The sequence below is a fragment of the Tropicimonas sp. IMCC34011 genome (assembly GCF_003390865.1).
Lineage (GTDB): Bacteria > Pseudomonadota > Alphaproteobacteria > Rhodobacterales > Rhodobacteraceae > Tropicimonas_B.
The window spans coordinates 270,710-293,665 of record NZ_QMEJ01000001.1 but is presented as its reverse complement, the minus strand read 5'-3'; the positions used below and the strand labels follow the sequence as shown (position 1 = coordinate 293,665).

Here is a 22,956-nt window from a genome sequence, read left to right as displayed (position 1 = left end):
GTGTGCATGACGTTTAACCGGATCGGTTTGCCATGGGTCTTTACGAACAGTGGAGCGATCTGACGGTCGCGGAGAAGGCCTTTCTGGCCATGAACCCTCACCTTGCCCCCACGATCTACCGAAGCAAGGACATCGCCTACAACGAAACCACGGCCCGGTTCGGCTACAACGGGCGCAATGACAGCTCCGACGCGTTCCGGCACTGCTTCTGGTCGGCGTACCTGGCTCGGGAGATGGGCTATCTCAGGGCGTGGCAGTACACCTCGTCCCATGAATACGGCAGCCCGCACCCCTCGGAGTCCCGGATGGACCTGCACAACAATTCCATCGGCCTGACCATCGGCGGCGGGGATCTGCGCAACATCCTGCCCGACTGGACCGGCTTTCCCGACAGCAATTCGCAGCTGTCGAACGCTTGTTATTCCGCCCTGAGCGCGGGCAAGCTCCAGACCGCTCCGTGAAGGCGATGGCGCTCGGTATCCTGATCGCGATGTTGTCCGATTGCGACGTCGGTACGCAGGCCGACTGGTCAGTCCTTGGCACGACATCCTTCTCGCCGGATCGCTGGGCGTCCGCGGGGCCGGAGACGCGCGGCGCGATGGTGCACGAGTTTCTCGCCGGTCACGACGTGGTCGGGATGACGCGGGAGGAGGTCGTCGCGCTCCTCGGAGAGCCGACGACGTATTACGACCGGGACGAGAACCTCGGCTGGCTCGTCGGGCCGGCAACGGTCTCCTCTCCTTATGGGAGGGGCTACCTCCTCGGCATGCGGGTGAAAAAAGGCCGGGTGACCTCGGTCACGGCGATCCCGCAGCTCCCCCGGCAGTAGCCTCCGCCGCACCGCATCGTCACTGAACCGGCTTCCAACCGGGCGCGCCCTGCCCTACGGTCCGCGCGCACTTCAGGAGGACCCATTCCATGACCGACAAACCCCTCGGTTTCGACACGCTCGCGGTTCACGCCGGCGCCGAGCCGGACCCGGCAACCGGCGCACGCCAGATCCCGATCTACCAGAGCACCTCCTACGTCTTCAAAGACGCCGATCACGCCGCGCGGCTGTTCAACCTCGAAGAGGTCGGCTTCATCTACTCGCGCCTGACGAACCCCACGGTCATGGCGCTGGCCAATCGCGTCGTCGCGCTTGAAGGCGGCGCCGGCGGCATCGCCTGCTCCTCCGGCCATGCGGCGCAGATCATGGCGCTCTTCCCGCTGATGGGACCGGGCTGCAACATCGTCTCCTCCTCGCGCCTCTACGGCGGGACGATCACCCAGTTCAGCCAGACGATCCGCCGCTTCGGCTGGTCCGCCAGCTTCGTCGACACCGACGATCTCGACGCCGTCGAAGCCGCGATCGACGAGAATACCCGCGCGATCTTCTGCGAGACCATCGCCAACCCCGGCGGCTACGTGACCGACATCGCCGCGCTGGCCGAGATCGCGGACCGCAACGGCCTGCCGCTCATCGTCGACAACACCACCGCGACGCCGTGGCTCTGCAAGCCGATCGAGCATGGCGCGACGCTCGTGGTGCATTCGGCCACGAAGTACCTCACGGGCAATGGCACCGTGACGGGCGGGATCGTGGTGGATTCGGGCAAGTTCGACTGGAGCCGGAACGACAAGTTCCCCTCCCTCTCTCAGCCCGAACCCGCCTATCACGGCCTGACCTTCGCCTCGCTCGGCGAGATGGCCTTCACCTTCCACTCCATCGCCATCGGCCTGCGCGATCTGGGCATGACAATGAACCCGCAGGGCGCCCATTACACGCTGATGGGGATCGAGACCCTCGGCCTCAGGATGGAACGGCATGTGAAAAACGCCAAGCAGGTCGCGGAGTGGCTGGAGAAGGATCCGCGGATCGAGCGGGTGACCTATGCCGGCCTTGAATCCTCGCCCTATTACGAACGCGCCAAGACCGTCGTGCCGAAGGGCGCCGGTGCGCTGTTCACCGTCGCGGTGAAGGGTGGCTACGACGCCTGCGTGAAGCTGGTCGACAGTCTCAAGCTGCTCAGCCACGTCGCCAATCTCGGGGATACGCGCAGCCTGATCATCCACCCCGCCTCCACCACGCACCGCCAGCTCGAGGCGGAGCAGCAGGTGAAGGCCGGCGCCGAGCCGAACGTCGTACGCCTCTCGATCGGCATCGAAGAGGCGGAGGACATCATCGCCGATCTGGACAAGGCGCTGACGGCCGCCACCTCCTGACCGATGGCCCCCCGCCCGCCCCTACGGGATCGCGGGCGGGGGAGCTTCACGACCGCGTCAGCCTTCTTTCGCCGGGGTTGAGGCCGCTGACCGAGCCGGCACAGTGTGGTCCCTGTGATGTTCCCCGGCCCGGACCCAACCCCTCGATGATGACCCGCAGATCGGCCTGCGCCTCTCTCGGCGCCGTGGCACTGGCGCACGGAGCTTGGCCCGCGCGCGCCGACGTCTCTGCGTGGCAGACATGGAAAGCCGCGTTCCTCGCGGCCTCGGGGCGGGTGACGGACGACCTTCAGAACGGGATCAGCCATTCCGAAGGCCAGGGCTATGCCCTCCTTCTGGCGCAGGCCCATGGCGATCACGAGGCGTTCGATCGGATCGAGACCTGGACGCGGACGCATCTTGCGGTGCGGAGCGATGCGCTGATGGCCTGGCGCTGGCGGCCGGAGGCGGGGACGGCCGATCCCCAGACCGCGACGGATGGAGACCTCTTCCGCGCCTGGGCGCTTCTGCGCGCGGCGCGGGATTCCGGGCGGGAGGCGTACCGGCCTGAGGCCCTCCGGATTGCCCGTGACATCGCCGCGCTCTGTCTCGTTCCCGATCCCCGCGCCCCCTCGGAGCGTCTGCTCGCGCCGTTCGCCAACCCCGAGGGGGACGGAAGCGCGGTGCTCGTGAACCCGTCCTACTACATGTCCCGCGCGCTCAGGGAACTGGGCGAGGCGGCCGGCCTCCCGGACCTCATTCGCGCCGCCGATCACGGCGAACGGCTCCTGTCGGAGATCGGACACATGGACTGGCTGCCGGACTGGCTTGCCGTCACCACCGATGGCGAGGTTCCGGCCAGGGGCTATTTCGGCGGGCTGGGCTACGACGCGCTTCGAATTGCACTCTATCTCGTCTGGTCTGGGCGCGCGGACCACGAGGCGGCGGAGGCAGCCCGCCGGATCCTGGCGCGCGCCCTGCCCGGCCTGCCGCAGAACCACGTTCCCACGAGGGTCACCCGGGACGGGATCGTCGAGGACACCAGCGACTACCCCGGATACCGAGCGCTCTGGCAGCTCGTCGCCGCTCCCGCCGGAGCCCCGCGGCCCGATCTCGAGCCGCCCCGGAGCCGCCCCCAGCCCTACTACCCCGCGACGCTCGGTCTTCTTGCCGGCATCGCCGCGCGCGAAGGCGGGCCGTTCGGCTGAAAGGCGTACTCCGCGGGACTGCGGCATCGACGCCACGCCCTCCAAGCGATCGGATCGATGCCATTTTCGTGCCATTGCGATCTGTAATCCGAGGGGCAGAACCTACCTTATCTTTACTCGGAAAGCTGACACCATGCGCATCCTCCGTCTCGGCATCGGACTTCTCCTGATCATCGCGGCGATCTGGGTGATCATCGGGGAACAGCTATCCGGCGCCAGCGCCAATGCCTTCGTCAACACGCGGCTCGTGACCCTGCGCAGCCCGATCGCCGGAACCGTCACTCTGGAGCAGGAAACGCTCGGCGCCCGCCTGGAAAGCGCCGAGATGGTCGCCTCGGTGCAGGATCCGCAGGTGGATGTGGTCCGCCGGGATGACATCGCGATGGAGGTCGGCATCGCCGGCGCTGAGATTGCCCGGCTCGAGAAGGAACTGGTCGAGATCGCCTCTCACCGGGCCGATGCCGAGGCGCGCCTTGCGACCTATAAGGACGCCCGCATCCGCGAACTGGAAACCGAGCTGGAGCATGCGACCGATCGCTTGGAGATCCTGCGCGAGCGGGGCTCCCTCGACCCAGGTGATCAGCAGATTGCCGAGATCCTCGACGAGGACACCTCGCGCACCCGCGCCGAACCCACCGCCTACGCCTTGGCGCTGAACTACGCCGAGGAGCGCGTCGAGAAAGCGCAGATCGCACTCGACGCCCTCCGTCGCGACGGCGTCTTCCTCGGCGACGGCTATAACGATGCGCCTTACTCCGGCCAGCGCCTCGATTCGTTGCAGCAGGAGGAGGCCAGCCTGCGCCTGAGGCTGCAGGAAGCCCGCGCCAGCCGCCGGGCGCGGACGATCCGCCTGACCGAAGCGCGCGCCGTGACCAACGGGGCCACGAGCACGGAGCTCACCTCTCCGGTGCAGGGCTTGCTCTGGGAACTTCACGTCGCCGACGGCGAGACGATCCAGCGGGGGGACGCGGTGGCGACGCTGGCCGATTGCAGTTCGGTCATCCTGTCCCTCTCCGTGACCGAGAACGTCTACAACACGCTCCGCCTCGGCCAGTCCGCGACCTTCCGCCCCTCCGGCGTCAATCAAGTGTTCGAGGGGACCGTCTCCCGCCTTGCCGGCAGCGGCGCGAACACGATCTACCGCAATCTCGCCGTTCAGCCGGGACCCCGCCATCTCGAGCGCTATGACGTGACGCTCCTCATCCCGCGCCTGGCGGCGGATCCGCAACTGGCCTGCGCGATTGGCCGGACCGGCCGGGTCTTCTTCGATGCGCGTCCGCTCGACTGGCTGCGCCGCGATGGCGGGCGCGGATGAGCCTCTATCTCACACCCACGCAATCCGCCTGCATCCCGATTCTGTTGATCCTCGGGCTGGGCCTCGTTCTCAAGGGGTCCGTGTCCCGCACCCGGACATGGCAGCGCGTGGCGCTCTACGGCGTGTCGATCTTTCTGGCCTTGCGCTATATCTGGTGGCGCGGGACGGAGACCCTGGCACCGCCGGGTCTGACCGTGGACTTCATCGCCAGTGGCGCGCTCTACCTCATAGAACTCCTCGCGCTCGTGGGCTCGATCAGCGCCTTTGTCCTGATGTCCCGCACACGCGAGCGCAGCGACGAGGTGAACGCCAATTTGGACTGGTGGAAGAGCCGGAAACGAGCCCCCCGGATCGCCGTGCTCATCGCCACCTACAACGAGGATCTGGAGGTTCTCGAGCGTACGATCACCGGGGCTCGCGCCCTCGCTTACGAGCGCAAGGACATCTACGTACTCGATGACGGGCGGCGGGACTGGCTTCGGGACTACTGCGCCTCACACGACGTGCGCTGTCTTCGCCGCCCGGACAACAAGGGCTCCAAGGCCGGCAACCTCAACCACGCGCTCGGCGTCTTGAACGCCGAGGCCGAGCCGCCCGAGTTCTTCGCCGTGCTCGATGCCGATTTCGTGCCCCATCGCGGATTTCTCAGCCGGACCCTCGCGCTCTTTCACGATCCCACCGTCGGACTGGTGCAGACCCCGCAGCATTTCTTCAACGCCGATCCGATCCAGCACAATCTCGGTCTCTCGCGCTCCTATCCCGACGAGCAGCGATATTTCTTCGATCACATGCAGCCTGCGCGGGACGCCTGGGGCACGGCGATCTGCTGCGGAACGTCCTCGATGTCCCGGATGAGCGCGGTCAACGCCATCGGCGGCTTCCCGACCTCCAGCGTGACCGAGGATTTCATGCTGACGATGTCCCTTCAGGAGAAGGGGTTCAAGACGGTCTACCTCAACGAGGCCCTGACCGAGGGGCTCGCGCCCGAGGGTCTGAAGGAATACGTCACCCAGCGCGCGCGCTGGTGCCTCGGCCTCATGCAGATCGCGCGATCGGACCTCGGACCGCTCAGCCGCCGCAGGATGCGCCTGCGGGATCGATGGAGCGTCCTCGACTCCGCCTTCTACTGGCTCTTCTCGTTCGTCTTTCGCATCGCCGCCTTCATCTTTCCGCTGCTCTACTGGTTCTTCAACATCACCGTCGTGAACGCGGCGGTGCCGGACGTGATTTCCTATTTCGGCACCTACTACGCCTGGGTTCTCCTGACCTCGACGCTCCTCTCCCCCGGCATGGTCGTTCCGATCTTCCATGACGTGAGCCAGCTCATCGGCGCCTTCCCGATCTCTCGCGCCGCCATCACTGGGCTGCTGAAGCCCCATGGGCACCCGTTCAGCGTGACGGCCAAGGGCGGCGACCGATCACGGATCGTCGTGCAATGGGCGATCATGCGACCCTTCGCGATCCTGCTGGGCCTGACGGTGCTTGGTCTCACGCTCGGGATCTTCTTCGATACCTTCGCCTATTACGACGCCGGCGACGGCAAGAGCGTCGTGCTGTTCTGGACGATCTACAATCTCATCGTGCTGGTGATGACGGTCCTCGCCTGCGTCGAGCTGCCCCGGAGGGAGGTCCACATCGCCGACGCGCCGGAGCTGACGCAGGTCTCCCTTCCGGGTGGCGGGCGGCACAGCGTCTGGCTCAGCGAGCTGACACGGGATTCGGCGCGGCTCCGCGGCCACGATCTTCCGGCGGGCAGCGTCCTGAAGCTTCAGATCCGTGATGTCGGCGTGGTGGACGGCGTTGTCCTGGTGTCCCGGCCGGGAAGTGTTCTCGTCCGGCTCGAGCCGGATGAGGCGTTGCGCGAGGCCCTGATCATTCGCCTTCATGCCGAAGACGAGGTCACACCGGGCGTGCTGCGCTCCAATTACGGCGACCTGATCGGCGACTTCACCAAGCGTCTCTCGAAGATCGGGCCCTCTCGATAACCGGATCGGAGCCCGCACAGAGGGGCATCCCCGATATCCGTCCGTCCAGCCCGCCACTGTCCGCGCATGTTACGGCCCCATTATGCCCGCTCGCCATGGTCCTCCGCCCGGGACGCTGACCGACGGGGAGCCGCCCGAGGCTTCGCGACCGCAAAAAAAGAGAAGCGCCCCCGCAGATCCCCGCGGAGGCGCCTTGCACAGTCTGAAAACCCGGAGGTTTCCCTATTCGGCAGGAGTGATCGACTTGTCGAAGAGCCGGCTCTGGATCCTCACCAGCGCGGACGAGAGCGCCGCGCTTTCGCGGGAGGACGTGCGCTCCGGCGGGTAGCTCGCATCCCCGTCGGCAATCTTGCCTGCGACGCGGGACAGCTCTTCGATGGGCCGCAGGAAGTGCACCGTGTAGAACACCGTGGCGCAGCCGAGGGCGACAAAGAGCGCGGCGATGGACCAGCTGATCTTGCGCATGAACGCGGCAAGGCTCGCCTGACCCTGCAGCGCGGGCACGCGGACGACGAGGTCCCAGCCGAATTGGGGCAGATCGCCTTTGAGCATGTTCGGGAACACACCGAGGACATGGGCCGGCTGACCGCCCTGTCCGGGGATGAAGCGGGTCAGGTCGTGGCCGATCTCGGACAGCGCCATGACATCGGGGTCGAGCGGGCCCTGGATCTGCTCGTCAAGTTCGAGGACCGTCCGGCCCTCCTCGTCCCGAACCGCGATATCGAGGCCGAGCTCGCGCGCCGCTTCGGACATGTAGTCCGTCAGCCAGTCGATCCGCAGGCTGTAGACGACGACGCCGATGCTCCGGCCCATCTGGTCGAGCACGGGGGCGGACATGTTGATGAGGCCATTGCTGTCTTCACCGAGCGATGCATGGCGATAGACCGAGCTGACGCTGCCGCCCGCGCGGCCTTCGCGAAACCACCGTTCCTGGCTGGCATCGGATCCCACCTCGGTGCCGCCGGTGCCGGCAAGGATGCGCCCGTCTGCTGCGACGACTCCGGTCCAGGCGATGGCCGAGCTCGCGCGCGGGACGGCATCTGCGAAGTTCTGCAGGCCTCTCTGGTTGTTCATGTCGACCTGCGCCGCGACGGCTTCGAGGCTGCCCCATTCGCGTTCCATGGTCTTGGAGACGGCCAGTTGCAGGGCCCGACCGGCGCGCGTCACGCCTTCGGACTGTACGTTCCGTTCGAAGGCATTCACATGCGACCGGATCGGAAGCGTGACCACGAGGATCGCCAGCAGGAACGCCGCGATCGCCGAGCCGATGAGGGTAGTGGAAAGCTTGGGAAACTGGCTGAAGTTCATGGCACTGCAAGTCCGCTACATGGGTCTATCAAGACGGGCGCGATCTGCGCCCCACCTTCACTAGACGTTAACCAAGATTGAGGCGGATTTGGGGCCGCGCCGGTCACAGTGAGGATCAATGGAACTTGATGACACTCAAAGGCCCGATGTGGCGCGAACGGGATCAGTCGATCGTTCCGCCCTCCTTCTGAACGGGCGGACAGCGGAGCGCCGAGCGCCGGCAGATGGCGATCGAGCCCATGACGGCGATCGTGGGAATCGGTCCCTGACATCAGGAAGTGTCCCAGACCCGATCATCGCGGGACACCGTACCGGAAAATCGATATTTTTCAGTGATTTATTTGCAGGCATGGTACCCGAGGTCGGACTCGAACCGACACGCCGCGAGGCGGGGGATTTTGAAACCCGCGAGTTTTATTACCTATCAGAGATTTATCTCATCTGAACTCACACACGTTTCGGCTTTTAGCAGCCTAGAGTGAGAGGCGGCCGTGGCTACATCGTTTGGCTCGGCCGCCTGTCGTGTGCGGATAAATGCCAGACTTGGAGGGTGGCGCAAGGTGTAACCGGAAAGTCACTGCGTTTCGCATCACTCCGTGCAGAGGGACACCTGCGACCGCGCAGCTCCGTGCCCGGGGTCCGCTATAGTAGGTAGCGGACCATCTTGCGATCCGCCCCGGCAATCCCACACGCCCGCCGTTTCAAGAGCCCGAACAGGGTCTTCAGATGTGCGACCGCCTCTCGCTTTACGGCAGGCGTTACCACCTTTTTGAAACCAGCTCCTTCATCGCAGCCAGATCCAGCATCTGTTCCGCCAGCAGCTTCTTCAGCTTCGCGTTCTTGTCCTCGAGCGTCTTCAGCCGCTTGGCCTCGGAGACCGTCATGCCTCTGAACTTGGCCTTCCAGTTGTAGAAGGTGCCTTCCGACATGCCGTGCTTGCGGCACAGGTCAGCGCACTTCGTGCTCGCCAAGGATGCCGATGATCTGCTCGTCCGTGGATCTCGTGCGCTTCATTGTCCGTCCTAAAGTTAGGGCGGACTCTAGTTGGCGGTGGAGGAAAAATCCCTTGGCAGGTCAGCGGCTTGAATAACGGTCGAAACATGGCCGCCATTCTGAAATGGGTTCCACGCCAGCTTTCCAGCGGTGACCGGGCAATCCTGATGGGGCGGCCTCCCAACCTACGAATACACCTGCAAGATCCGTATGTAAGAACCGGATCGATTGATCCTCGATCCGGTCCTTCAAATGCCGGGATTGAACACGTAGCCGTCAGAGAGGCTGCGGATCTCTGTCCATCGAATACCGCACGTACCTTACCCCTTGCGACGGCATAGTGGCCACGTCCATCGTCCTCTCCTCGGGGTCCATAACGATCGACGCGACGGTCGCGGTCTGACCGCCGCTGAGGGCCTCACGAACCGGACGGCATATGGAATAAGGCGTTGCCCAGTCGTCCGCGAGGATCCGCTTTGCATCGTCAACGCTGATTTTCTCGCCGCTTTGTTCTAGCAGGCTGCGCATCCGGCTCGAGCGATAGTAGGTGTCGACTGCGTTGCGAAGGCCCATCTCGCGTACCTTTCCGAGCGCCACCGGGCTTTCGAAATGGTTGGCGTGGGTCAGCAGGTCGTCGACGGGCATCAAAGGAAAGCTTTCGTCAGGCACACATTCGAAATCGATCGCCCACCCCTTCTGCGTGAGGATCATGTTGCTCGAGCAGGACTTCGGCGACGCGGCCACGACCTGCATCGCAACCGCGAGATGCTCCTGTTCAAGCGCCTTGCGGCGGATGCAGCTCAGCGGGACGCCCGCCTGACAGTAATCGCGATCGCTGCTCAGGTAATTGCCAGTGAGCGTGACGCCTGCAGAGTTGAGACCGTATCGTGCCAGCCCGCCAGCTTCCACGAAGGTGAGGTAGGTCAGACCGGCCTCGGTCGTCTCGCGCAGGATGACCGTCGTTTCGCTGGCATCCGGTGTCCAGTCCCAGTTGTGGGCGTGGATGAGTGTCCCTGTTGCACTGCGGTTCGGCAGGATGACGGCGGTCGTGCATTCGCCCTCGGCCGGATCGATGATCTCCTGCCGCGCCAGTTGCCGGGCCTTGGCGATGACCTCGGTGCGGGCGTTGATGAGCACGATGTCGTCGATTGAAACACCGGCGCCTTGGGCAATGCCCTCGATCGCCGCGACCTGATCGGGATCGAACCGTGCGATCTCTTCTGCAGCTTCATTGATGAGAGTACGCTGACGCGCGTCATCGGCGCCGATCTTCTCCAGTTCCGACCGGTAATGTGCAGCACTGCGGGCGATCCGCTCCGGCACAGCCTGACCGTATTTATGGCCACGCGTGCGTACGTCTCCTTCGACGGAGACGAATGGGAAAGGCTTGTTCATGGAGTTCTCCTATACGTTCGCGGAGGTCGCGACCGTCTACAGGTTGAAGGAAAAGGCGTCCCCGTCGGGCAGGAGCTCTGTTCCCAGGTCGGACGATGCGGCGATGAGCAAGCCGCACTCTTCCGAGATGTCCGAAGTCGTGACAGGCAGGGTCTGGTTAAGAGCGTTGCGCTGGACGAAGCCCAAGCGACCACCCGTGAGTCGTGCGTCGGCGCCCTGCCCCTGCAAGTCCAGCGCGGCATGCATGCCAGTCCAGCCGACATGTGCCCTGCCTTTGTGTTCCTGTTTGAACGAGAAGTTGCCCAGCCCGTAAAAGACCGGCTTTCCCTTGTAGGTCTCGATCGGCAAAATCATGTGCGGGCCGTGACCGAAGACGATGTCGGCGCCGGCATCGATGGCGACATGCGCGTAATCGCGCTGATATTGCAGCACCTCCCGCCGGTAGCCCCAGTGAACCGAGATCAGAGCGATGTCGCAGGATGCCTTCAGCGCGGCGACATCTTCTCGGAACCGCTCAAGTGCCGTGTGGTCGGCCCATGTCATCACCTCGGGGGGGACGCCGGGGCGCGTCTGGGCGGATTGTTCTTCGAGCCGTGGCCGATAGGACGTGTGGCCACGGATAACGGCGACACCAGCACGATCTGCTTTCGCTTCGCCGTCCGGCCAAAAGACCGCGGTGCGCTGTAGAACCCCGATCCGCAGGCCAGAAACCTGAACAACCCGCGGAGCATAGGCACTTGCCGCGTCCGGGCCCGCGCCCACATGGGCGATGCCAACGGCATCAAGTTCGGAGAGTGACGAGGCGATGGCTTCTGCGCCAATGGTGACATTGTTGGCGTTGCCGACCATGTCGAGGCCCAGATCGCGCATCGCGGCGGCGGCGCCCGATGCCGGGGTCACGTAGAAACCGCGGGTCTCAAGCGCATCTTCGGGCTGATCGTAGAAGCAACATTCGAGGTTTGCGAAAGTGAAATCGGCCCCCGCCAGCGTATCGCGGATGCCAGTGAACAGGTCACTGGCATCCGTTTCGCCGCTGAAGTTCATATCACCCAACAGGCGAATCTTCACGGTCATCACTCCGCCTTGCTAACTTCCCAAAGCTGCGGCCCACCGAAGCTCGAGGATTCGTACCCGGTGATCGTGTCCCGGTAGGCGCCGGTGCTGAGAATGTTGAAGAGCGGAATGATCGGGACGAACTCTACCATCCGTCGGTGCAGGTCCTCGATAAGCGCCTGGCGCTTCTCTTCGTCGGGCTCGTTCATCGCCTGGATCAGAATTTCCTGCGACTCGGGGTCATCCCAGACCTTGCGCGGCTGCTCGTCCTTCGGGCCCATTACGGCCTCGTAGCTGAACACCGGGTCCATGCGAGCAGAGTAGCTGAAGGACATCAGCTGATAGTTCCCCGCCTGCCATTGGGAGGACTGCACGCCCCATTCCACGACCTCAACCTCGACGTTGATGCCGGCGGCCTGCAACATCGCCTGCGCGATTACCGCAGCGTCAAAGTTCGGCATGTTGCGCTTGTTGGTGGTGAGGACCAGCGTCTCGCCGTTGTAGCCTGCTTCCTCCAGAAGAGTGGCCGTACGAGCGGGGTCGTAGGTAAAGCCCTGCCGCGTGACGTCGCTGTAGAACGGCGAAGAGATCGGAACGAGCGAGGTGTTGGGCTCGGCCAGACCATAAGTCACTCCGGCCACGAGCTGATCGTAATCGATGGCAGAGGCGATTGCCTGGCGCATCTTCACATTCGACAGAAGCGGATCGGTGGTCTGCAAAGGCAGTGTCGCCGGGGAGAGCTGCGGCGAGATCGTGATCCCGATATTGTCGTGCGCTTCCAGCGTTTCCACCTCGGCGTAGGGTACGCGGGTGATGATGTCGATTGACCCGCTCACCAAGGCCGCATTGGCGGTGGCCGGGTCCGAGATCACGACAAAGCGAAGCTCGTCGACCAGTGGGCGCTTGCTCCCGACGTAGGCATTGGGTTCTTCGCCGCGGTTGGCGTAGTCCTCGTTCTTCACAAGGCTAATGTACTCGCGGTGGCGCCATTCGTTCAGCTTGAAGGGGCCGGTCCCGATCGGCTTGTTCCACGTCCCGTCTTCGTTGAGGGAATCCCTGTGCGTGATCGCGGTCATACCGCAATCCTTCCGCGCGAGAGAGCTCAGGAAGAGTGGATTGGGCGCGGCAAGACGAAAACGCACGGTCATGTCGTCTATGGCAGACGCGTCCTCGACCTTCAGGTTGATGCGGCCGTCAAAGCTCGACAGGCACCGCCAGCCGGTCTCGGGATCCATGAAGCGATCCCAGCTGAAGATCACGTCCTCGGCGGTCAGCGGCTCGCCATTGTGAAACCGCACGTCGTCGCGCAGGTGAAACGTGTATTCCAGGCCGTCATCGGACACATCGATGCTTTCGGCCAGCAGCGGTTGCGGACGGCCTTCCTTGTCATAGCCTACAAGGCCCTCGACCACGTGCAGGATGACATCGTCGGTGTTGCCGTCGCGGTTGACGCCCGGATCGGTGCTCCGGATGTCTGCATCCTGGTGAACGCGGATGGTCTGCGCCATGGCCGGACCGGCCAACGCCGTGGTCACCATCGCCGCGCCAAGCGCCGTTGCTACAAAAGTCTTCATGCAAACTCTCCTCTTGGGTTTTTTCGGTTTCAGGCGCGCACCGGTCCTCGGCCGTTCGACCGGGGCGAAGCGCGAACCTCCTCAGATGGCTATGCCTGGTCGAAGCGCCATTTCAGGCTGACCCCGCCATAGGCGTTGGTCGCCAGCAGCGGGATGGCCGACAGCAACCTCCGGGTGTAGGGTTCCCGCGGCGCATCAAAAATCTCGTCCCGGGTCCCCTGTTCGACGATGCGGCCATGTTCCATGACCACGACACGGTCCGACACCTGTTCGACGACGCTGAGGTCGTGACTGATGAACAGGCAGGAAAACCCGTTCTTCCTCTGGAGATCGGCAAACAGCCTGAGCACCTGCGCACGCACGGTCACATCCAGAGCGGAGACCGGCTCGTCCGCGATCACGAATTCGGGTTTGCGCACCAGCGCACGGGCGATTGCCACCCTCTGACGCTGACCACCCGACAATTCGTGGGGAAACCGCTCCGCATAGCCTGTGCCCAGCCCGACCTCGTCGAGCAGTTCCTGGACACGGTCCCTTTTCTTGACGGGCGTCATGTCATCGACATGGCGAAGCCCTTCGCCGATCAGATCGCCGATGCTCATCCGTGGATCGAGCGAACTATAGGGGTCCTGAAAGACCATCTGGCAGTTGAGCCTGTAGTTGCGCCGGTCTGCCCCGGGAGTCGCGATCGGCTTGCCGCGGAACTCGACAGTTCCTTCCGAGGGTTTCAGCAATCCCGCGATGACCCGCCCGAGGGTGGTCTTTCCGGACCCCGATCCCCCGACCACCGAGACGACCTCGCCCGGGTAGACGTCAAGGTCGATGCCGCGCAGTGCGTGTTTCGGCTTGGCTTTTCCGAACAAGCGGGCCCGGCCGGGATAGAGGACCTCGATGTCGCGCACCGAAACGATGGGCGACGTTTTGGCGATCTGGCGGGCGGGTTCGCGCCGTGGCATCGCGGCAAGTAGATCGCGAGTATAGTCGTGCTTCGGACGATCGAGAATATCGGCCGTGTCGCCCTGCTCGACGACCAGTCCCTGCCGCATAACCACCAGTTTCTCGGTGTAGCGCGCGACCATCGCCAGGTCGTGGCTGATCAGAAGGACCGCCGTGTTGTTCTCGGCGGTAAGCTCCACCATCAGTTCCAGAACATCCCGCTGAACCACCGCGTCCAGAGCGGTCGTCGGTTCGTCGGCGACCAGTAGCGACGGCTTGAGCAGCATCACCGCCGCAAGCATCATGCGCTGACGCATCCCGCCCGAAAACTCGTGCGGCCAGGCGCCGACCGCTTCCTGCGGGTCGGCGATGCCCACCCGGTCCAGCATCGACAGGATCATCCGGTGTCGCGCGTCCCGGCTCAGGTCGCGCCGGTGCAGCGCCAAACCTTCGTGCAGCTGCTCCCCGATCTTCATGGAGGGGTTGAGCGAGGTCATCGGCTCCTGAAAGACCATGCCGATTTCGGCGCCGCGTAGCTTCCGGATGGCGGACGAGGACGGATCCGGCAACGGCGTGCCCCGAAAGCTGATCTCGCCACCGGTTTTCACTATGGGATGTGGTGTCAGGCCAAGCACGGCACGCGCAACCTGCGTCTTGCCGCTGCCGGATTCGCCGACCACGCCCACCATCTGTCCCGGCGCCACATCGAAGGAGACGTTCCGCACGATGTTTCGTCCATCCTGACCAAGCGACAGCGTAAGGTTGTCGAGGCTCAGAAGGGTCTCCCCAGTCATTTTGCTAGTCATGTCAGTGCGAGCCTCTCATTCCGCGCATGCGTGGGTCGAAACGATCCCGCACTGCATCCCCCAACAAGTTGATCCCAAGGAGCGCGATCGAGATGCAAATGCCGGGGAAGATGCTGAGGAACGCGGCCTGATCCATGAACGGCCGGGCCGAGGCGAGCATGTTCCCCCAAGTCGGAGCGGGTGGCGGCACCCCCAGTCCCAGGAAGGACAGCGCGCTTTCTGCGAGGATCACCCATCCGAACATCGAGGTCGCAAGGACCGAAATCGGCGCGATGCAGTTCGGCAGGACGTGACGGAACATCGTGTAGAGCTCGGAATTCCCGAGCACGCGGGAGGATTCGATGAATTCCCGTTCGCGCAGGGAGAGTACTGTTCCCCGGACGATCCGGGCCACCGAGGGTGAGTAGGCAACTCCAAGGGCCAGTACGATCCCGTATTGGTTTGCGCCCACCACTGCCAGCAGACCGAGCGCCAGAAGGAGCCCCGGAAACGCCAGCATCGCGTTGTTCACCGCCATCAGTACGCGGTCGGTCCAGCCCCGCAAGAAGCCCGCGACGACGCCGATTGTGGTGCCGACGAGGACCGCGAACGTCACGGTCAGAATACTGATCCAGACGCTGGTCGAGGCGCCCGTCATCAGCCGGCTGAGGACGTCGCGTCCGAATTCGTCCGCGCCCAGCCAGTGCTCGGCGCCCGGCGACTGGAACCTCGACGTGAAATCCAGCTTGAGCGGATCGTAGGGCGTCCAAACGGCGCCGATCAGCGCGACAAGCACGATCGTTCCGACGATGAAGCCTCCGATCAGCGCATTCGTTGGGGGCAGCTGGGGCCGCGGACGGGCCTGCGACGCGGGGGACAGGTCAGCCTGTGTCATTCTGCGGTCACCTTCGGGTCGAAGAGGGGGTAAAGGAGATCGACCGCCAGGTTCACCAGAACGTAGGTCACTGCCACGAACAGCAGACATCCCTGGATCACCGGGTAATCGCGCTGATAAATCGAATCCACGAGAAGCCGGCCCAAGCCCGGGATGGTGAAGACGGTTTCGACAACCGCGATCCCACCCAGCAGGTTGCCCAGCACAAGGCCGATCAGCGTCCAGGTCGGGCCAAAGGAATTCCGAAACACGTGGCGCGTCAGCACGGCCCTTTCGCTCAAACCTTTGGCGCGGGCATGGGTCACGTAATCCAGACGAAGCACCTCGAGCGTGCTGGCCCGCGACATCCGGATCAGGATACCGATCTCGTGCAGGAAAAGCGTCGCGATCGGCATGAGCAGGTACAGCACCGCACCCATGGCATCCTGCGAGAACGGCACATATCCGACTACCGGCAGCCACGACAGCTTGACCCCGAAGAGAAGAAGCATCAGCAGGCCGAGCCAGAACGTGGGGATCGACACGAGAAGTGTGGCCGTCCCGATCAGAAACAGATCTGTCACACCGTTCTGCCGCCATGCCGCGATTATCCCCGCAGGCACCGCCACCAGCGCGGCGAAGAGAACCGCGGCGAGCACCACCTGAGCGCTGATCAGGAAGCGGCTGGACACGAGGGCTGTGACGTCCTGCCCGGTCGTGATCGAACTTCCTAGATCGCCAGTCAGAAGGTTTCCGAACCAGATGACGAACTGCTGGAAGACCGACTTGTCCAGCCCCATTCTCTGACGCATGTCCGCAAGGCTGTCCGGGTCGGCAAGATCACCCAGGAGCAACTGCGCCGGATCCCCCGGAATCATGCGCACCAGCACGAAAACTGCGATGGATACGAGCAGGAGGGTCGGGACGGCCATTCCGACCCTTGCAAAAACAAACCGCAACATCGTGGCGGGGCCTCCCATCTGGCTTTGCGCGGGCTGGCCTGTCGAAGCCGCCGCGCTTTGTGAAGGGAAGCTAAAGGCGCAGTAACAGGAAAGTAAAACTATAAAAATTTGACGTAGTTTTAAGTAATCTTTAACGATCGGGCATGAGCTCCCTTCGTGTTCTCAAGACCTTCCTGTGTGTGGCTCGTAGCGGCTCCATGTCCGCCGCGGCGGATGAGGTGGCCTTGACGCCCGCCGCGGTCAGCCTCCAGATCCGCTCCCTGGAAGATGACCTCGGCCAAGTCCTCTTCGATCGGGTCGGCCGGACGATCATCCTGACGGCAACTGGCCATCGGCTGCGCAGCCAGTGCGAACAGATCCTCGGCATTTACGAGCAAATGAAGGAAAGCAACGGCAGCGAAGTCCGCGGCGAGCTTTCGATCGGCGCAGTGGCCTCGACCGTCGGCCTGCTCGCCGTCGCAACGCTGGATCTGCGCAATCGCTACCCCGAACTGAAGATCACGCCCGACCTCAACTACTCCGGCGACCTCTCGATGCAGGTGATGGAGGGCGAGCTGGACGCGGCGCTCTCGATCAAGAGCCCCCGCCCCCTGCCCTCGGGGCTTCTCTGGACTCCGCTCTACACCGAGCCCCTCGCGTTCATCGCCAATCGCGCGTCCGCCAGCGACATCAGCAGGGACGAACTGATCGCAACACGCCTGCTACTCAGGCCCTCACGCAAGACCCACACCGGCACTCTTGTCGAACGCTACATTCGCGACCAGAAGACCCCGGTGAACGATTTCATTGAACTGAACTCGTTGCGGACGATCGTGGAGCTGGTGGAGGATGACGTCGGGATCAGCTTTCTGCCGCTGCAACGCCGAGCTTCATGGACCCGCAGCCCATCGCTGCGGATAGAAGTCATCGATGACTGTACCGCCATGCGGCAGGTCGGCTTCTACGAACTGGAATCGCGAAGCCGCTTGACGAGCATCGTCCGGGAGGCACTGAAGACCCTCGTCGCCACAGATCGTTCCGAAAGCTGATCCCAACTGCGCGAAACTCTGTCTTCGGATCGTCTGCACGCGTGCCATCCACTTATCCAATAGCGGCTTGGCGCAATTCCGGGAGATGTTTCTGCTGAGAGACTATGCACCGCCGCTGCAGCAACGTTGCGGAGCGCTCTTCAAAGCTGCCAGCCGACTATGCGCAGTTCCGTTCAGAGTTGGCTCGATCCGGTCATCCGCTGCGCCTCGCCTGAATGGCCGAAGCGCGGGGCTTTGCTGCCACCCAGATCTTATCATCCGCCCTTGGGCCTATAGATCCAGTATTGATTATGAGGGTGCCATACACTGCGGACGACTAAGACGCTTGAACGTGGCCCCATCCGCAGACCGAAACCGGTGAAGTGAAATGTCGCCCCAGCCGGTACGAATTTTCACTTCGGCCTAGAAAACTGGCCATTGTCGAGCTCGCTGAAGCCGGATGGTCCGATGCCGAGATCCAGGCCGCGACACATCAGAGCCCGGACACGGTGGCCTACTACCGACGCAAGGCGAACCGGCTGACACTGACGCGGTCCGCTCACGAAAGACGGAGGTGATTCACCACTCTATGGACCGGAACATGAACGGAACGGGAGAGTGGGCTCGGGGTGTGGGATGCATTGCGATCACCACACCCCGAGATCCGGCTAAGCCTTTGGTACCCGAGGTCGGATTCGAACCGACACGCCGCGAGGCGGGGGATTTTGAATCATGCCGATACCGCGCAGGGGCAAGCACTTAGCGCCACGCCAATCCCACGGACATGCCAAGAACGTACAGTGAAAGTGGGATATGCCCTTCCCGGCATGACCCCGATAAACAGGCGTGCATCCGCGCACCGTCAAGCCCTCATGACGTATCAGGAGTAACGAATATGCTACCGAAAAACGAAGTCCAAGTAGCCCCGGAGGATACTATACGTGAGAAGGAAGAGATCTGGCTGGTGCGCGAGGTATCGACAAGTGTTCAGCGCGTTGTCACCGGCTTAGCTGGCGCGCCTGTACACGCCTCCCTTCAGATTGATCCATCGACGAGGTCGTCCGACGCGTTTTGCGACATGGCTTGGGGGCATGCAGAAGTGCTTGAGCGTGAGGCGAGGAACATACGCGCCGCCATAGCAAAGTTTCAAGGCATGGACCGAGCCGCCGACTGACCTCCACCCCCTACCCCACCCGCCCCAGAGGCGACCGTTCGTGAGATATCAGGAGTAAGGAGGATGATGCGATGATACCAATGAGAGGAGCGAGGCGGGACAAACAAATAGCCGAAGGGCAGTCCCATAAAAACGCGCCGGACCTTCGAGAAAAAACGCACGACAATCATCCAAGGTGCCAAGCCATCATTTCCTATGGGCCGGCATGGGTGGCAGGCCGCAAGCAATGCTTGAACGCAGCGCGTAAAGGCGAAGCGTTTTGCGGAACACACCTGAGTAGATTCCAGCGGCACGGCGACTTGCTGACCCCCACCACCCCTAGGGGCACCCGTTCGTGAGATGAGGAGAGAGACGATGACCGTTCGATGGTCGACCCTAGGCAACCGGGATATGGTTGGGTATGGACGTTTTCGTCACAGGATTTGGCACGCGGCGGTCACGTCAGGATTCTACGCAAAATCTGGTCTAGACGTTCACGGCCCATATGAGACCTCGATAGAGGCTGCGTCTGAGTGTGAACGTTTAGACCAGATCCACCCCACCAGCGCAGCAGGCGCGTAGAAGGAGAGGCCGGATGCCTGACACTTCACGACCGATGAACGAAGCTCCTAGAGACGGGACGCCAATTCTTGCATTCATTGAATGGGAGGGAGAGTGCGACCACCGCGACCACTGGAGAGTGATGTTTTGGCACAAGGGTTTCTGGAAGTACCCAGGAGGCGGCGGACGTGTCGGGAAAAACATTTATCCGTTACGTTGGTGGCCTCTTTATTATCCTGACCCCGAGAACAGGCCTGATTGAGCCTAGCCCCCTTCCCAGCACATAGGAGAGACGAGGCCGATTCTCGTTGCTCAAGGTAGCGGAATCATAGAGCCGTCTGTGGCTCCATATTCAAGTGACTGCTTATTATAGGCGGCCATGGGGGATTCCACCGCGGCGGGGAATGCGGTAAGGTGGAGGCTCGGCAGGGCCGCGACTGCCCATCAACGCGGAACCGCTTTCTGGTGGCGCCTCCCCGCTACGCTGCATCGTAGCGCCATGCAGGGATAACGGGCCTCGGCTCGGAATGGGAGGGGCTTCCAGAGCGCGGATTGTCAGTCGGCGGGAGACTCGCCGCAGTAGTGGACTGGGCTACCCCGGTCGCCCGCGCTCGCCCTCCTGAGGCACCCCATGACCACCCTCGCCGCAATCCCCCACCATCACCTCGCTCTCGACTGCGCCTGCGGTCACTGGGCGCTTGTGCCGGTCCCCGCCCTTGCGGAGCGCTACGGTCCCGAGACAGACGTGGACGAGGTGCAGCGCCGCGCGCGGTGCGGAGAGTGCGGGAGGATCGGCGCAGAGGCTGTGCAGATCATCTGGAAGGGTGCGGACGATGCTATGGACGGAGCGGGCGTCAAGCCGACCGAGCCGCCCACCTGACCAGACGCCCCGGAGACCACGCCCAGGGGGCGGTCAGCCGCATTGCGTCCGCGATGACCTCCGAGCAGAACCACGCGCCAGGGGTGCCGAGATCATGGTCCCGGCGGAGAGGCGACAGGAGCGCGCCCCGGAGATCGTAGGGCCGGCCGGACCGCGCTGCGATCCGGGCGAAGGCATCCCCCGGCACGTCCACCGGGATCAGCCGCCATTTGTCGCCCAGCAGGATCTTCTTGGACCGGACGCCCCCGTCACGCGGCGAGGAGGACCAGCAGACGGCAACCTCTCCCGGATGCGCCTCGCCCTCCGCAAGCTCGACATGGCTGTAGGGGGACAGCGTGGCGAGCCTGATGGCGGTGTCCGTGGGCCAGCCGTGCCGCGCCCAACCGTGATAGGCGGCAAGGGTCGCGCGCATATCAGGGCCAGTGCCTATCTGCAGTATAGTCCTGTGGGATCGGTTCCATCCGCTTGAGCGCATCCCCCGCGAAAACGTGATCGCTTTCCCATGCGGCTGCAGCCTGACCAACCGCAAGCATGGTGGGCGCGTCCAGCTCTACTTGCGAGTTATCGGCGGTGATCCAGCGGAACGGGTCAGGATCGGGCTTTGCAGCCGTGCGGTGCCATTGGTAATCCCCCGCCTGCGCGCCAGCAATGAGGGCAAACCCGGCGAGTGTCGCTGCCCCGGCGATGCGGTCGCGGCTACGGTCATCGCACTGGAACGTATAGCCCACGCCGCCGACCTCGAACGGGAAGCCCATGGCAATGCGCCGCTGGTTCTCGATGTTGACGTCCAAGCTCTCGACCGCAGGAGGCAGAACTTCCCCCGCCCCGTCGTCAATATCCCCCGTTCGCACTCGCACGAGACCTTCGCGGGCCATAAGGCCAGACAGGCGATCGCTCACCCCATCCGGACCGAAGCGCGGGCCGTTGTCGATGGTGAGTGCAGCGTTTACGGCAGCGATCGTGTCAGGGTCCGCATCGGCCAGTGCCTCGGGCGGGGCGTCGCCGGACAGGATGCCCAACACCTCTGCCTCGAAGGCAGGCACCCAGACGGTCGAGAGATAGGCGTGGGTCGGCGTTTCGGAGTCCGGGCCAGCCTCGCCGGTGAAGCTCTGTGGTCCCTGCCCGAGCGCGTCCAGAAGAGTGTTGGCGGCCTCTCTCATTTCCAGTGTGACTAAGGCGGCGATGGATCTGGTATAAGCAGTCATCACAAACCTCCCATGTAACTGGACCACGCGGCGACCTGCTCGGTCATCAAAGCTTCTTGGCAGATAAGCATCTGGCGGATAGGCCCGTTCCAATGATCCCCCCGCGCGCCGGTAGCCTGATTGCGAAGGGCGCCGATGGCAGGAGTCATACCTTCTTGCACCGCACCGACTTGGCCTTTGTTAAGCAGTTCGGTTCCATTCCACCCGCCGCGGATGTTGGAGCCGTCCATGGTAAGCCAAATCACACCGGTCTGGCCCGTTGCATCGAAACCGGAAGTCAGGTCCGAGGTGTTTTCATTGCCGACCCCCCAGACCACCTCTCCGTTAGCGGTCCCAAGGTAGAACCGGTCAGACGAGCCCTGATTCACACCGAGCGCAAATTGCGTACTTCCGCTGCCCACAGTCACCATGACAAGGGCTGTCATCGCTGTCGATGTGGTTATTCCCGAAAGCAGGTACTGCACCGAACCATTGAAATCCAGCCCCGCGGCGCTGCGGATCGGTCGGGCGGCGGCGGTGGGCTGGGTGGCGTTATTGCCTCCTCGATTATCTACTGCGAGGCCGACCGGATCAGACACCCCGGCAAGAGTCTGACCGTTTGTGGTCAGGAACAGAGGGTCGCGCTGGAAGTCGTGATACTCGAAAGTTTGGGTGAGGCCCGAGATCAGGAATCCTAGCGGATCCGCCAATGACCCCAATATTGCGCTGTCGATCATCGCTTGGATATCTTCGGCGCGGGGCGTGTGGCGCGTTGCATCTCCGGCAGAGTTGGTGACGTAGACCTCAACGTAATCCGGGCTGCCCGCGGGCGCGACGAGGTAGATCGAGTTCCCCTGCAACGTGACCGGCAGGGCGGTTGTCTTGTGGACACGGTAGACGTCGGGCATGAGGGGGCTCCTTACCAGTCCGCCGTTGAAAGCGGGGGAAGGCCTACGTAGAGGCCGTTTCCGTCGTTGGTGATCTGGTTATCGGGCGCGGGGCTGATGCCGATCGAGTCCGCCGCAGTTTCAGCAGCGTTCTTTGCCGCAACAGCGTCATCGCGAGCAGTCTCCGCATCAGTGACAGCTTGCGCTGCATCGTCCGCCGCGCCTTGGGCGGCAATCTTTGCGGCAAGCGCGGCAGACGCCTCGCCATTGTCGGAAACGGTCAGGACAGTGGTCCCAACGCCAGACGGAAGGACATTGGTGAGACCCCGTATCTCCTGCACAATCCTAGTCGTCATGGGTCACGTCCTTTTCGACCTGTACGACGAAGGTTTCCGTGCTGTTGACAACGCCGCCCTCTTCGTACTCGATGTCACAGTTCCAAGGGCCAACGCGCCACTCTTCGGTGTCGACCGCGGGCGCCGTGATCAGGTAGGTGCCGGCGGCGGCATCCACGACCTGCACCGTGAGGTCGTAGCGCGTGCCGTCTGATGCGTGCCGCACCTGAGAGCGGATCGTGACATCTGCCAGTGGGCGCGGCGTCTCCTCCGCGTCATCCAGATAGGCGGTGCAGGCGAGCGTAAAGGTGTCGCCGCGGCGATGCTTGATGATGTTGCTCATTCTTGGCACCCCGCCGTCATCTTGCTCAGGAGGT

Annotated in this window: 20 protein-coding genes and 1 pseudogene; 8 read left to right on the top strand and 13 right to left on the bottom strand. The window is 63.4% G+C overall.

Annotated elements, in window-relative coordinates:
- Positions 1-32: 32 nt before the first annotated feature.
- The 6 genes from DQG15_RS01480 (at position 33) to DQG15_RS01455 (ending at position 6,692) form a co-directional block, all read left to right on the top strand.
- Positions 33-461: a hypothetical protein gene (locus DQG15_RS01480; protein ID WP_116082168.1), complete on the top strand. Its 429-nt coding sequence runs from the start codon at positions 33-35 to the stop codon at positions 459-461.
- Between the two features lie 5 nt (positions 462-466).
- Positions 467-829, top strand: coding sequence for a hypothetical protein (locus DQG15_RS01475; protein ID WP_157968866.1), 363 nt, complete (start codon positions 467-469; stop codon positions 827-829).
- 89 nt (positions 830-918) lie between these two features.
- Positions 919-2,205, top strand: a complete 1,287-nt coding sequence (locus DQG15_RS01470) for an O-acetylhomoserine aminocarboxypropyltransferase/cysteine synthase family protein (RefSeq protein ID WP_116082165.1) — start codon at positions 919-921, stop codon at positions 2,203-2,205.
- Positions 2,206-2,351: 146 nt separating this feature from the next.
- On the top strand, positions 2,352-3,392 hold the full coding sequence (locus DQG15_RS01465; protein WP_232830663.1) for a glycosyl hydrolase family 8: 1,041 nt from the start codon (positions 2,352-2,354) through the stop codon (positions 3,390-3,392).
- 133 nt (positions 3,393-3,525) lie between these two features.
- On the top strand, positions 3,526-4,707 hold the full coding sequence (locus DQG15_RS01460) for an HlyD family efflux transporter periplasmic adaptor subunit (RefSeq protein WP_232830662.1): 1,182 nt from the start codon (positions 3,526-3,528) through the stop codon (positions 4,705-4,707).
- Positions 4,704-6,692 carry a glycosyltransferase gene (locus tag DQG15_RS01455; protein ID WP_116082163.1) on the top strand — a complete coding sequence of 663 codons (1,989 nt, stop codon included), beginning with the start codon at positions 4,704-4,706 and terminating at the stop codon, positions 6,690-6,692. The genes DQG15_RS01460 and DQG15_RS01455 overlap by 4 nt, the downstream gene beginning before the upstream one ends.
- A gap of 222 nt (positions 6,693-6,914) precedes the next feature.
- On the opposite strand, the gene DQG15_RS01450 is transcribed toward DQG15_RS01455, so the two are convergent.
- The 8 genes and pseudogenes from DQG15_RS01450 to DQG15_RS01415 form a co-directional block, all read right to left on the bottom strand.
- Positions 6,915-8,000, bottom strand: coding sequence for a cache domain-containing protein (locus DQG15_RS01450; protein ID WP_116082162.1), 1,086 nt, complete (start codon positions 7,998-8,000; stop codon positions 6,915-6,917).
- A 651-nt stretch (positions 8,001-8,651) separates the two neighbouring features.
- Positions 8,652-9,014: pseudogene (locus DQG15_RS18470) on the bottom strand (transposase); the annotation flags it as partial.
- Positions 9,015-9,269: 255 nt separating this feature from the next.
- The gene (locus DQG15_RS01440) at positions 9,270-10,388 is read right to left on the bottom strand and encodes a C45 family peptidase (protein ID WP_116082160.1); all 1,119 of its coding nucleotides are present in this window, start codon (positions 10,386-10,388) and stop codon (positions 9,270-9,272) included.
- 36 nt (positions 10,389-10,424) lie between these two features.
- Positions 10,425-11,462, bottom strand: a complete 1,038-nt coding sequence (locus DQG15_RS01435; RefSeq protein WP_116082158.1) for a CapA family protein — start codon at positions 11,460-11,462, stop codon at positions 10,425-10,427.
- Entirely contained in the window at positions 11,462-13,015 is a 1,554-nt protein-coding gene (locus tag DQG15_RS01430; protein WP_116082156.1) for an ABC transporter substrate-binding protein, read from the bottom strand. The genes DQG15_RS01435 and DQG15_RS01430 overlap by 1 nt, the downstream gene beginning before the upstream one ends.
- Positions 13,016-13,104: 89 nt before the next feature.
- Positions 13,105-14,745 carry an ABC transporter ATP-binding protein gene (locus DQG15_RS01425; protein ID WP_116082155.1) on the bottom strand — a complete coding sequence of 547 codons (1,641 nt, stop codon included), beginning with the start codon at positions 14,743-14,745 and terminating at the stop codon, positions 13,105-13,107.
- Positions 14,746-14,758: 13 nt separating this feature from the next.
- Complete coding sequence (locus tag DQG15_RS01420) at positions 14,759-15,631, bottom strand: ABC transporter permease (protein WP_116082153.1); 873 nt, start codon at positions 15,629-15,631, stop codon at positions 14,759-14,761.
- Positions 15,628-16,572, bottom strand: a complete 945-nt coding sequence (locus tag DQG15_RS01415; RefSeq protein ID WP_116082152.1) for an ABC transporter permease — start codon at positions 16,570-16,572, stop codon at positions 15,628-15,630. Before DQG15_RS01415 ends, DQG15_RS01420 begins: the two co-directional genes overlap by 4 nt.
- A 143-nt stretch (positions 16,573-16,715) precedes the next feature.
- Here DQG15_RS01415 and DQG15_RS01410 point away from each other — a divergent pair, with 143 nt between their 5' ends.
- On the top strand, positions 16,716-17,600 hold the full coding sequence (locus tag DQG15_RS01410) for a LysR family transcriptional regulator (RefSeq protein ID WP_116082150.1): 885 nt from the start codon (positions 16,716-16,718) through the stop codon (positions 17,598-17,600).
- 2,324 nt (positions 17,601-19,924) lie between these two features.
- Positions 19,925-20,173, top strand: a complete 249-nt coding sequence (locus tag DQG15_RS01400) for a hypothetical protein (RefSeq protein WP_116082147.1) — start codon at positions 19,925-19,927, stop codon at positions 20,171-20,173.
- Here DQG15_RS01400 and DQG15_RS01395 read toward each other — a convergent pair.
- From DQG15_RS01395 to DQG15_RS01375, 5 genes are read right to left on the bottom strand one after another with little or no spacing between them, the layout of a single operon-like run.
- Complete coding sequence (locus tag DQG15_RS01395; protein ID WP_116082145.1) at positions 20,148-20,585, bottom strand: hypothetical protein; 438 nt, start codon at positions 20,583-20,585, stop codon at positions 20,148-20,150. The genes DQG15_RS01400 and DQG15_RS01395 overlap by 26 nt on opposite strands.
- A 1-nt stretch (position 20,586) precedes the next feature.
- Positions 20,587-21,378, bottom strand: a complete 792-nt coding sequence (locus DQG15_RS01390; RefSeq protein ID WP_116082144.1) for a DUF4376 domain-containing protein — start codon at positions 21,376-21,378, stop codon at positions 20,587-20,589.
- Positions 21,378-22,265: a hypothetical protein gene (locus DQG15_RS01385; RefSeq protein ID WP_116082142.1), complete on the bottom strand. Its 888-nt coding sequence runs from the start codon at positions 22,263-22,265 to the stop codon at positions 21,378-21,380. Before DQG15_RS01385 ends, DQG15_RS01390 begins: the two co-directional genes overlap by 1 nt.
- Before the next feature lie 11 nt (positions 22,266-22,276).
- Positions 22,277-22,600, bottom strand: a complete 324-nt coding sequence (locus tag DQG15_RS01380; RefSeq protein WP_116082141.1) for a hypothetical protein — start codon at positions 22,598-22,600, stop codon at positions 22,277-22,279.
- On the bottom strand, positions 22,590-22,922 hold the full coding sequence (locus DQG15_RS01375; protein WP_116082140.1) for a hypothetical protein: 333 nt from the start codon (positions 22,920-22,922) through the stop codon (positions 22,590-22,592). Before DQG15_RS01375 ends, DQG15_RS01380 begins: the two co-directional genes overlap by 11 nt.
- Positions 22,923-22,956 lie beyond the last annotated feature (34 nt).